Origin of the sequence: Psychrobacter sp. (assembly GCF_030457785.1) — a bacterium.
Lineage (GTDB): Bacteria > Pseudomonadota > Gammaproteobacteria > Pseudomonadales > Moraxellaceae > Psychrobacter.
In genome coordinates, this window is sequence record NZ_JAKDUI010000068.1 from 1 (window position 1) to 11610 (window position 11610).

The 11610-nt window shown below is 44.2% G+C and carries 10 protein-coding genes; 7 read left to right on the forward strand and 3 right to left on the reverse strand.

Annotated features, from left to right (window positions below):
* Positions 1-61: 61 nt before the first annotated feature.
* The 5 genes from L0J61_RS05020 (at position 62) to L0J61_RS05040 (ending at position 4947) form a co-directional block, all read left to right on the forward strand.
* Complete coding sequence (locus L0J61_RS05020; RefSeq protein WP_301465248.1) at positions 62-799, forward strand: LytTR family DNA-binding domain-containing protein; 738 nt, start codon at positions 62-64, stop codon at positions 797-799.
* 223 nt (positions 800-1022) lie between these two features.
* Positions 1023-2078: a hydroxymethylbilane synthase gene (hemC, locus tag L0J61_RS05025; protein ID WP_301465249.1), complete on the forward strand. Its 1056-nt coding sequence runs from the start codon at positions 1023-1025 to the stop codon at positions 2076-2078.
* 91 nt (positions 2079-2169) lie between these two features.
* Positions 2170-3243 carry a uroporphyrinogen-III synthase gene (locus L0J61_RS05030; RefSeq protein WP_301465250.1) on the forward strand — a complete coding sequence of 358 codons (1074 nt, stop codon included), beginning with the start codon at positions 2170-2172 and terminating at the stop codon, positions 3241-3243.
* Positions 3244-3304: 61 nt separating this feature from the next.
* The gene (locus L0J61_RS05035) at positions 3305-4240 is read left to right on the forward strand and encodes a hypothetical protein (protein ID WP_301465251.1); all 936 of its coding nucleotides are present in this window, start codon (positions 3305-3307) and stop codon (positions 4238-4240) included.
* Between the two features lie 215 nt (positions 4241-4455).
* Entirely contained in the window at positions 4456-4947 is a 492-nt protein-coding gene (locus L0J61_RS05040) for a thioesterase family protein (protein ID WP_301465252.1), read from the forward strand.
* A 157-nt stretch (positions 4948-5104) separates the two neighbouring features.
* On the opposite strand, the gene ribBA is transcribed toward L0J61_RS05040, so the two are convergent.
* Together ribBA and L0J61_RS05050 are read right to left on the reverse strand one after the other, a co-directional pair.
* Entirely contained in the window at positions 5105-6217 is a 1113-nt protein-coding gene (gene ribBA, locus L0J61_RS05045) for a bifunctional 3,4-dihydroxy-2-butanone-4-phosphate synthase/GTP cyclohydrolase II (RefSeq protein WP_301465253.1), read from the reverse strand.
* 292 nt (positions 6218-6509) lie between these two features.
* Positions 6510-7781 carry a replication-associated recombination protein A gene (locus tag L0J61_RS05050; protein WP_301465254.1) on the reverse strand — a complete coding sequence of 424 codons (1272 nt, stop codon included), beginning with the start codon at positions 7779-7781 and terminating at the stop codon, positions 6510-6512.
* A 150-nt stretch (positions 7782-7931) separates the two neighbouring features.
* On the opposite strand from L0J61_RS05050, the gene L0J61_RS05055 reads away from it, so the two are divergent.
* Both L0J61_RS05055 and L0J61_RS05060 read left to right on the forward strand, forming a co-directional pair.
* Entirely contained in the window at positions 7932-8486 is a 555-nt protein-coding gene (locus L0J61_RS05055; protein ID WP_301465255.1) for a type IV secretion protein Rhs, read from the forward strand.
* Between the two features lie 145 nt (positions 8487-8631).
* On the forward strand, positions 8632-9624 hold the full coding sequence (locus L0J61_RS05060) for a hypothetical protein (protein WP_301465256.1): 993 nt from the start codon (positions 8632-8634) through the stop codon (positions 9622-9624).
* A 121-nt stretch (positions 9625-9745) separates the two neighbouring features.
* On the opposite strand, the gene gltA is transcribed toward L0J61_RS05060, so the two are convergent.
* Positions 9746-11026 carry a citrate synthase gene (gene gltA, locus L0J61_RS05065; protein ID WP_301465257.1) on the reverse strand — a complete coding sequence of 427 codons (1281 nt, stop codon included), beginning with the start codon at positions 11024-11026 and terminating at the stop codon, positions 9746-9748.
* Between the last annotated feature and the right edge of the window lie 584 nt (positions 11027-11610).

An 11610-nucleotide genomic window follows, 5' to 3' on the forward strand; every position in this document is an offset into this window, starting at 1 on the left:
ACCAATTATTAATAAACAATTTTTCAAAATTTTTTGAGTGTTTTCTAAGGTAGGAGTCTGCATGCGGATCGTAGTCTGCGATGATGAGCCATTATCGCGTGAGCGCTTGGTTAGGATTGTACAACAATCAGGTCATGAGGTAGTTGCGCAAGCAATGACAGGGCAAAAAGCCATTGTTGCTGTAAAAGCCCAGCAGCCAGACATTATTCTGCTGGATATTCGTATGCCTGAAATGGACGGTGTAAGATGTGCTCAAGAGCTTAATAAGCTTGAGCACCCTCCAGCTATTATCTTCGTCACTGCGTACGACCATTACGCCATTGCTGCTTTAAAAGCCAATGCGATTGGTTACTTATTAAAGCCAGCAAATAAAGATGAGTTGCTAGAGGCACTGAGTAAAGCTAAAAACTTAAATGCGGCACAATTAAATGAAATTCGTAAGCTTGAGGATTCAACAGCTCGGCCAGTGCGTGAGCATATTGCTGCTCGCACTCATCGCGGCGTTGAATTGGTCAAGCTCACAGATATCTACTATTTTACGGCCGACCAAAAGTACGTCAAAGTACGTCATAAAGACGGTATCATATTGATAGATGAAACTCTCAAAGAGCTTGAGCAAGAGTTCGGGGATCGTTTGTTTCGGGTACATCGCAATGCGATTATCAACCTGAGTTTCTTAGACTACTTAGAAGCCTTAGATGTGGGGCAATACCAAGTACGCTTTAAAGGAATTGATGAGACGCTGGCTGTTAGTCGTCGTCATCTGCCAATGCTACGAGATAAAATCCAGAGCATGTAACTTGCCGTTTTTATATGATAATAATCACAGCGTAATAGTCACTCCATATCATCAGACCCTTATTTATGCTTAAATAGGGGTATTTTTTTGCGTCAGCATGCAATACCTATGACCTAACTGCGCTCATCATAACGTCCATTTTTTGTGGCAAATCTGCATTATTGTTTCATGCTGACGTTATTTAGTACTGACGTGGTTCGTATCAACATTATTGAGGCTTTTTATGAGTAATCTTCAGCAACCTGCTTTGACCACCTTAAGCATTGCCACCCGCCAGAGCCCATTAGCGCTGTGGCAAGCTGAGCATATTCGAGACCGTTTATTGGAGATGTATCCGCAGATGACGGTCAATTTACTAAAAATTGTAACCAAGGGTGATAAAATTTTGGACACGCCACTGGCAAAAATTGGTGGTAAAGGATTATTTGTAAAAGAGCTCGAGCAAGCACTGTATAGTAAGCAGGCAGATATTGCGGTACATTCTTTAAAAGATGTCCCCATGGAACTGCCTGAAGGTTTAACGTTAGGCGTATATTGTAAACGCGCGGCGCCAACTGACGCTTTTGTTTCCAACACCTATGACAGCATTGATGAGTTACCGCAAGGTGCGGTAGTGGGTACCTCAAGCTTACGCCGTCAATGTCAAATCAAGGCGTATCGCCCAGATCTACAAATCAAAACCTTGCGTGGCAATGTTGGTACTCGTTTGGGTAAGTTAGATGCTGGTGAGTACGATGCCATTATCTTGGCTACTAGTGGCTTACAGCGTATCGAACTCGACGAGCGTATCCGTGGTGAGCTGGATATTGATGCTTGTTTGCCTGCAGTTGGACAGGGCGCATTGGCCATTGAGTGCCGTGAAGGTGATGATGACGTGTTAAAACTATTAGCACCGCTCAACGACGACAAAGCCCGTATTCGCCTGATAGCTGAGCGTGCCCTCAATCGCCATTTGGAAGGTGGTTGTCAAGTGCCAATCGCAGCCTATGCTGTTTTACAATTGGCCGATGACGCTGCTACTAACGATGATGATAGCAATGACAATGACAACGGAAACAATGACAACGGAAACAATGATAACGGTAACGTTCTGTGGTTACGTGGTCGAGTCGGTCAAGCAGATGGTAGTGAGCTATTAAAAGCAGAAAAGCGTGCCACTTTAGACGGTACACAAGAGGAGAGAGAAGAGCAGGCCAATCAGCTTGGTATTGCTGTCGCAGAAATGCTGCTCGCTGACGGTGCTGGTAATATATTATCAGCGATTTACAATCCTGAATAACATCCAAATAAAATAATCACTATCACAGACCAGTTTTATGCACTGGTCTGTGATTAAGCTTAAGCCTCCATCCTTTTGTCATGGTATGTCTATGTCATCAACACCTAAACACCCAACATCCATGCAGTCAATAGAACAGTTATCAATAGAGCAGCCATTAATAGAAAAACGTACCAAATCTACTGCTAGCAATCTACAAAATGACAAGCCATCATCAGCGCAAGTCGTCATCAATACTAGACCTGTAGAGCGGTCCGCCCCTTTGACAGACTACCTAGAGGCGGCAGGACTGAGTGTGATTGAGATACCGATGTTGGCATTACAGTCGCGACCCACCACGAGCGACGACATAGCATTGATGCGTCAATGGCTAGAAGGGGATTGCAAAGCACTTGTCGTCGTCAGCCCCACGGCAGCTGCTTCGGGGCTGGCTGTTTGGCAGGCGCTTGAGCGTGAACATCAAGACCAACAATCTCTAGACAATAACGAATCGGTCAATGGTCAGGCGAAAACAGATACAGCATTAGCTGACTTAAGTGCGCCTAGCCAGTTGATAGCTGTTGGTGAAGCCACTGCGTCAGTATTGAACGATGCCCAACCCCCTGTGCCAGGTCATCACGTAAAGCAGCCTAGTATTGCTAATAATGAAGGTATGCTAGCCATGCCGGAAATTGAAAGCTTAACAGCGGGTGATAAAGTTTTGATATGGCGCGGTCTTGGTGGTCGACGATTATTGGTCGATGCTCTACAGGCACGCGGTGTCCATGTCGACAGTATTGCTTGGTATGAGCGTACGATGCCCATTAACGCTAAAGAACAATACAAGCAGTGGCTTCATAGCTTTCATAGCCAAAAATATAGCAACAAGCTCCGAAAAAAAGCCTGCGAATCAGAGCACCAACTCCCAGTCGTGGTCGTAAGTAGTGGCACCGCATTTGAGTACTGGACTGATATCGTTAAAGATGTAGAAACAACGGTTGAGTCGCTTGAACCAAAAATAACTACTGATGCAACAGATAGCTTGTCACTCAGCTTATCTGATTTTTATTATGTGGTTTTGGGTGAACGCCTAGCCAATATGGTTGCCGAACAACAATTGAGACATTGTCGCGTAGAGGATTTGGCACCAGAAACCATACTTGCGGCTATAGATAGTCACACTTAGTCTCTCACATTATTTTGTTCGCTTTAAACATGTCCCAACTTGCCAACCATGGTAGTGCACTATGTCAATGAATTTTGAGCCTGAAACCAACGCCCCTTCTGAGGTTCAGCAGCGCCGACAGGCAAACATGTTACTCACACGGCTACAGTGGTTGGTAATTTTTTTACTGATAGCCGTATTGTTATGGCTCTATATTAGCCAGCAGCGGTTTCAACACAGCGTCACCGAACGCTTGCAAGGTAGTGAGCAGGTAATCAGTCGCCTAAATGACATGGATGATCGCTTGTTTGCGATGAGCCAACAGACCTTGCCTGAGCCTCGGGTTGCCGCCGGCAGCCAAGCGCAGAATCAGCTTGATCTATTACGTATTCAAATACAAGCTGCAGATAGGCTTTTGGTGGATAATAATAATAGTGCGGCTATTGAGTTACTCCGAGGACTGCATTGGCAGCTTTCGCAGAGCAGCAATGAGATTGCACCAGCGCTGACTGTCGTTATCAAAAAAGGTCTATTAAAGGATATAGAAAACCTGCAGGCACAAAGTTCGCAACCAAGTCCTTGGCAACTTCATAACCTTGCTATTCAGAATATTCAAGCATTTTTGCATAACCATGATGGTGATGCAGAAGTGAATACTGATTTACAGCCCAGTACGCAACTAAGCAGTCTGGCAGGCGGCAATAATAAAGCTATAACACGACGCCAACTCACCATTCATGAGACCATCATGACACTGAACTTAGCGATTCAGGCCAGTAATATGCGTGACCACGATCAACTGATTAGCTATCTGACGCAAGCACGCAAACAGCTTGCCGAAGAGACAGAAAGCTCCACAGGCACTGTTGGCGATGTCGATGACTCGGCTAATAGTTTGGCAATGATGGAAGCACCAAGTGATATTTCAGAGGTAATACACTGGCTGGATGAGTTGATAGCCAATGCTCCAACACCAACGCCACTACTGACCACACAGATTTTGGAAAAGCCTCAGTAGGAAGGTAGCTAATCCGTTAAAATCTGACAGAAATTCTCTGAATTTTTTGCTGGCAGGAAGTATCGTAGATACCTATTTGCCCATACATCTTCATATTTCCTTGCTTTGCACTTCATTTGAATTGCATCAACAGTAGGTGTATTGTCAGTTAACAGAAGCATCAATATTCGAGCCAATTACTAAAAAACGAAAACCGTATCGTGTAAAGGGATTTTATGACCAATTCAAAAGAAGCAGCCGCATTTACAGTAAGCAATTCAGTAGAGAATACGCCTGATGAGCTACGACAGTACCCTGTCATTCATTCTCAGCCGATTCATTGGGGTGAGATGGATGCGTTCAATCATTTAAACAACGTGGTATTTTATCGTTATGCTGAGTCAGCGCGCATTGGTTACTTACGGGCGCTAGGCATGTTTGATGGCAGTATGGTCACTGTGCTGGCACAATCTAGCTGCAAGTATTTACGTCCAGTGACTTATCCCGATACTTTGTTATTAGGCGTGCGTTGCCAGCGTTTGGGTACTACCAGTATCGTGATGGAGTATAGTTACTATAGTACGGCACAAAGCGCTGTCGTTGCGACAGCTGATGCAGTTATAGTACGTTTAGATAGTGATGGGAAGACCAAACTGCCTTGGACAAGCGAGGAGCGTGAACGCCTCGTGGCGATGGAGGCGGAAGTCGACCACACACCGGAGACTTGAGAACCAACTCGTTGCAGAAAAACTTGCAGAACTGCTTCGTATCGAGCACTTCATATCAATAGAGTGACTGACCGCAAAAAGGCACGCTAATATTGAATTAGCGTGCCTTTTTATATTTCATTAACGGTAAAGCCAATGAAGTAGTGCGAGTAGGATTTTAGTCTTTGTTTGGTGCATGGACAAAGTCAATCACGTTTAGGTCAAAGCCTGATAACGCAAAGAACTTCATTGGCGAAGACAGTAAACGCATATCACGGACGCCTAGGTGGCGTAGTATTTGCGCACCCACCCCGATACTGCGATACGGCTGCTGTGTGATGGTTGATTGTGATTCATTGTCTACCGCTTGGTCCAACGCGCTGCCCAAATCAGTTGGTTGGTTGTTACCAATCCAGACCAATACACCACGCTCTGATTTGCTAATCTCTTCCATTGCCGACTGTACGCTCCAACCGCTACGACCTGTTGTATCGTTTTTAGCAGCGAACAAATCCCGCAGCGGATGAAAACCATGAACACGAACGGTGCTGACACCTTCGCTTACGTCGCCTTTTACCAATGCTATATGCGTCTCATCAGCACCAAACTCACGAAAGCGATGCAAGGTAAATGTGCCATGCTCGGTCTCGAAGGGGCGGGTCTCTACCTCTTCTACGGTTTGCTCATTGGCAATGCGATAGTTAATGAGGTCGGCGATCGTACCCATTTTGATATCATGTTCTTTGGCAAATATTTCGAGGTCGTCACGGCGCGCCATGGTGCCATCAGCATTAATAATTTCGACGATGACGGCTGCAGGCTCAAGCCCTGCCAATCTCGCCAAATCGCAACCTGCTTCAGTATGGCCAGCGCGATGTAACACACCGCCATTTTGTGCCATGATAGGAAAAATGTGACCAGGCTGAACGATGTCTTCTGGTTTGGCCGAAGAGTAGACAGCTGCTTGTATGGTACGAGCGCGGTCAGCGGCAGAGATGCCGGTAGTGACGCCTTCAGCGGCTTCGATAGACACCGTAAAGTTGGTGCTGAATTTTGCTTCATTGCGGTCTGACATTAGCGGTAGCGCCAACTGTTGGCAGCGTGCTTGTGATAAAGTTAAGCATACCAACCCGCGTGCATGGGTAATCATGAAGTTGATATCATCGGGTCGCACATGGGTTGCTGCCATGATGATATCGCCTTCGTTTTCGCGGTCTTCGTCATCCATCAAGATGACCATTTTTCCGGCACGAATGTCTTCGATAATCTCAGGAATTGCATCTAAACTCATAGTAAGTCTCAATATTTTATTTTTAGTACATAGGTATAATTTGGCGTATAAAGTGTTATCTGCTCATTGTAGCAGTTGATACTACAAAGCATTGTTGCTGTTGGGCAAAGTGCGCTGTGATAAATTGATTCTTTAATGAATCATCTGAACTTGTACACCATTATGAGGACATTTTAACGCTTTTCATCCTCATGTGCTGATCCATCTCTAAACTATATCGCTCAATATCTCAAAAACAGTTATTCATATTTTTAAATTCAAATGTAGGTTGAGTTGATGTACGACTCGTTGACTAACTTTTTAACCAATCCATAAACTGCTTATTATGTTGCTCTCGTTGATTATCAGCAAACTCATAGAATCTCGTATCCGATAAGTTGTTTGGTAAATACTGCTGCGGATAGTAGTGATTGGGATAGTCGTGTGGGTACACATAGTTTTGACCGTAGCCTTGATTGCGCATCAGCTTAGTCACACCATTTCTCAGGTGTAGCGGTACGGGTGATGCGTCTTTTTCTGCCAAGGTCATTGCTGCATTGATTGCTTTGTACGTGCTGTTGCTTTTTGCACTGGTGGCGAGATAAACCACTACTTGCCCCAATATAATACGTGCTTCTGGCATCCCGATAGACTGCACACTACGTAATGCTGCGTCAGCGAGGAGGAGGGCATTAGGATTGGCATTACCGATATCTTCACTGGCCAAGATAACCAAACGCCGCGCGATAAAGTCAGCAGGTTCTCCGCCCACTAGCATCCGTGCCATCCAATACAGCGCCGCATCTGGGTCTGAGCCGCGCACCGACTTTATCATTGCTGAGACGATATCGTAATGCTGCTCACCATCTTTATCGTAGCGGACGAGTGCAGTCTGAGCCACACGTGCTACCAATTCATCATCGATGATGACAGTTGACTGATGCGTATCCGCTGTTTGAACGGCAAGCTCTAATAAGTTCAGTGCTTTTCTTGCGTCACCATGTGCCAGTTGGCTGATGGTATCCTGTGCTTGCAAGTCAATCGATAGCTTGTTAAGAATATTATCTTCTAAAATGGCTCGTTGTAATACGGCGTTGATCTGTTCTGCTGTCAGTGGTTCTAAGCGATAAACTTGGCAACGTGATAGTAGTGCGTTATTGACACTAAAAGATGGGTTTTCAGTCGTTGCCCCGATTAAGGTGATGTCACCAGACTCGACAGCGCCCAGCAATGCATCTTGCTGGGCTTTATTAAAACGATGAATCTCATCGATGAATACCACAGGTGACTCAAAACTCAATGAGTCTTTACTGTCTAGTACTTCTCGTAGTTGTTTGACACCTGTGTTCAATGCGGATAAAGCATGAAACGGTCGGTTAACGGCATCAGCCAGCAACATGGCGATGGTGGTTTTACCTATGCCCGCTTCACCATGCAGAATAATTGACGGTAGATGTCCTTGTTCTACTAGGCGCCTCAAGGGAGCACCTTGTGCTAATAAATGCTCCTGACCGATGATAGCATCAAGCGTCGTTGGGCGCATACGCTGAGCGAGGGGAGTGTCGGCATGAAAGTTGGGCGGCATAGAAGTCTCTACTATATAAGTTCAATCGTTATAAGTTCAATCGTTTTTATTTTGTCATATAATCGGTGATAACGGCTGTGCTATCAGTCAGTTCATTGTCACAAGAAAAACCCAAAACAACAAGCTCACGAATAAGGTGCTAAGTGTATTATGTCTCAGTCAGTTCTCAAGCAAATTTTTAAGCGATATTTGAATGATAAAGGTAATGGGCAGCAGTCACGTTCACTGACGGCTAATGAGATAGTGCTGGCACGTTCAGTATTTGGTGATAGCATCGACCTTGATGATGTTAAATTAAAGACAGCATGGTGGGTGTTAAAAAACTATGCTGTCAGTCCTAATGGCAATATTTACTTTAATTCAGCAGATTGGATAACAGATTTTAGCCAGTCGTCATTGAGCAAGCAAAGCTGGCTGATACATGAACTGACGCACATATGGCAGTTGCAGCAGGGGATAAAAGTCGTGCGTGGGGCGCTGATCGATCGTCGTTATGACTATGTGCTCAAGGCAGGGAAGTCTTTTTTTAAATACGGCATTGAGCAGCAGGCACGCATCGTTCAGGATTATTTTTTGCGTCGTCAGCGTGGACATGACTGTCGTGACTTTGAACAATGTATTCCCTTTTTAACCGCAGTTTCTGGTAGTGAAATCAGTGACAACGACAGTTCGTTCACAGTTTCGTCTTCACCTTATGACAAATAGTCACTATGATAAAGGCTTGAGCGAAATATTTGTTATAAAAAATATCATAAAAAGTTGATGAGTCATAACGAAACAAACCAGCAATGGATTGTCGTGATAACTCCAACTTTCTATTATTTTGCGTTAATAAAGGATGTGTATTCTCGTGCTTAAATTCAAACTAGCCATGCCTGATATTGAGGTGAGTGATAAAGTTGATGATAAAGACATGAACAAACGATTTTTCGATACAAAATCCAAATTCTCGAGCCGTCACCCAGCGGTGTTTGCTGTTATGCTCGGTGGTGCAATGCTCATAAGTGGTTGTCAACAGCAAGCAGACACGCAGCCTTCGGCAGAGGATAACGAATCCAATGGTCAGATGAGTGAAGAAGATACCAAGCCGATGCCGCAAAGCGATGCTGCTGCTGAGCGCATCGAACAGATGCAGCCGATATATGTGACACAGTTTCAAGGGTTACAGCGACGATTGCAGGCTGAATACGAGTCATTACAAGCTGCCGATACCGCAGAGAGTGCAGACTCCGTACTGTCAAACGAATCTGCTAATGATGTTAATAGCGGCGGTACTATCGATAATAGTCGTTCTGACGACGATAGTGACTCTGAATCAGCATCGACACCAGTTACTACGAGCCAAACAGATGCTACTGCGATGCCAGAGTCTGAAAGCACTGCAGCGGCTCCAGATATCAATACCAGTAGCGAAGTAGGTGAGCGAGACTTAACCGTACTCAAACGCATTAGCCTCGAGCCACGTAAGCCAGTTATGTTGACTGAAGAGCAAACTGTAGAGCGCTATCAACAGGCAATAGAGGCGCTTTACCAGCCTGCAACCACGCCGCTCAGCGCAGAAGACACCGATACATTGATTAATATAGCGACGTTAGTGCCACAATTGTTTGAGCATGCTGAAATAGCTGGCAGGGTCAGTAGAAAAAGCCCTGCGTTGGCGCGATTAATTGTGCAGCACCAAGTTCGGGAACAGATAGAGGCACAGCAAGTCATTGATATGCAGCAGATGAAAATAGATCAGCAGCAAGAATTTGAAACGTTGATGGCTAAATTTAATGAAACTATTCAAGGTTATGATGAACAAATTGCCAAATATGAACAGCGGTTAAACGAGTTTCAGTAAGCCAAGCTAAGATGAGTGATGAGCATCAAAAAAATCCGCTATCGTGAACACAGTATTATATTTAAAGCATAAAAAATCCCGCTAAATAGCGGGATTTTTTATGTTCTAGGATTACAAATGATTATTTGCGGTCTTCGATTTTTACAAACTCACGATGCGTCTCACCAGTGTATAACTGACGTGGGCGACCGATTTTGAACGGAGTGCTGTGCATTTCTAACCAATGGCTGATCCAACCCGAAGTACGAGCCAGTGAGAAAATCACTGTAAACATTGACGTTGGGATACCAATGGCTTTTAGGATAATGCCAGAGTAAAAATCAACGTTTGGATATAGGTTACGCTCGACGAAGAACGGATCTTCTAAGGCGATTTTTTCAAGCGCCATTGCTAATTCAAGCTTAGGATCATTGATACCAAGCGCACCTAGTACTTCATCACAAGTCTCTTTCATGACTTGTGCACGTGGATCGAAGTTTTTGTAAACACGGTGACCAAAGCCCATTAACTTCACTTCACGGCTCTTCACTTTTTCCATGAATGCAGGCACGTTTTCAACGGTACCGATTTCGTCTAGCATTTCAAGTACTGCTTCGTTCGCGCCACCATGTGATGGTCCCCAAAGAGCGGCGATACCAGCAGCGATACAAGCGTATGGGTTTGCACCAGTAGAACCTGCTAGACGTACAGTAGATGTTGACGCATTTTGCTCGTGGTCAGCGTGCAATGTAAAGATCTTGTCCATTGCGCGTGTGATGACGTCATTGGTTTCGTAATCAACATCCGCAGGTGTTGCAAACATCATGTACAAGAAGTTTTCAGCGTAATTGAAGTCATTACGTGGATACATAAACGGTTCGCCCTGTGAGTATTTATAACTCATAGCAGCAAGCGTTGGCATCTTAGCGATTAGACGGATAGCTGTGATTTCGCGATGTTCTTCGTTGCTCACGTCCAAGTTGTCATGATAAAACGCTGATAAGGCACCAACGACACCTACCATAATAGCCATTGGATGCGCATCACGGCGGAAACCTTCAAAGAACTTACGTAGTTGATCGTGAACACCTGTATGTTTACGGATTTTTTCAAAAAAGTCAGCTTTCTCTTCACTGTTAGGTAGGTCGCCGTGGATTAGTGCATAAGCAACTTCAAGGTATTCGGCGTTGTTTGCTAACTGATCGATAGGGTAACCGCGGTGTAATAGCTCACCTTTGCCACCGTCGATATAAGTGATTTTTGACTCAACAGGAGCAGTTACTTTAAAGCCAGGATCATAAGACCAGAATCCTGAGTCTTGTAAAGCAGCAATATCGATAACTGGGCGCCCTAAAGCACCTGTGATGATAGGAAATCCATATTCTTCACCGTTGACGGTTAATTTCGCATTAGTATCAGCCATAAATTGCTCTCCATTGAATTAGCTTGTTAGAATAAAATTTCTCCCGACGTATATCCTCACATCAGGGTTAGTTAAACGGTCAAAGTGCTTGAGCTCATTTAATATGCAGGCTATATTAGCAGTAATTCCTTGTGATTTGAAAAAACTTTTGCCACTAATACCACCAATTGGCATGGTTTAGACGTGTTTATTCACTGTAATTTTTGTATCAAAATATGTCCAGTGGGGATTTTTGCCGTAAATCTTGGTTTTTGTCGAGAGTATTGAAGAGTATTGAAGAGTATTGAAGAGTATTGAAAGGTCATTACCCATCTAAAATATTAGGCTTTTGTGAGCTTAATAGAACAGTCGTTATACGCAAGTCTGCTAAAAAAAGGCGGAGTAAAAGTGCCACATAGATTGCGTTAGAAAATAATTACGCGGTAGTGGTTTTGTCGTGTTAGTACCTAGGTCATCAGTAAGTCATTAATATGACAAAAGGCTATCTGATTGTTAATATTACGTTCTGTTTATAATACTTACGGGATAAATTTCTTAGATTAACACATGAAGTGCAATACCAAATGCAAGGTGAAAAAAAGACC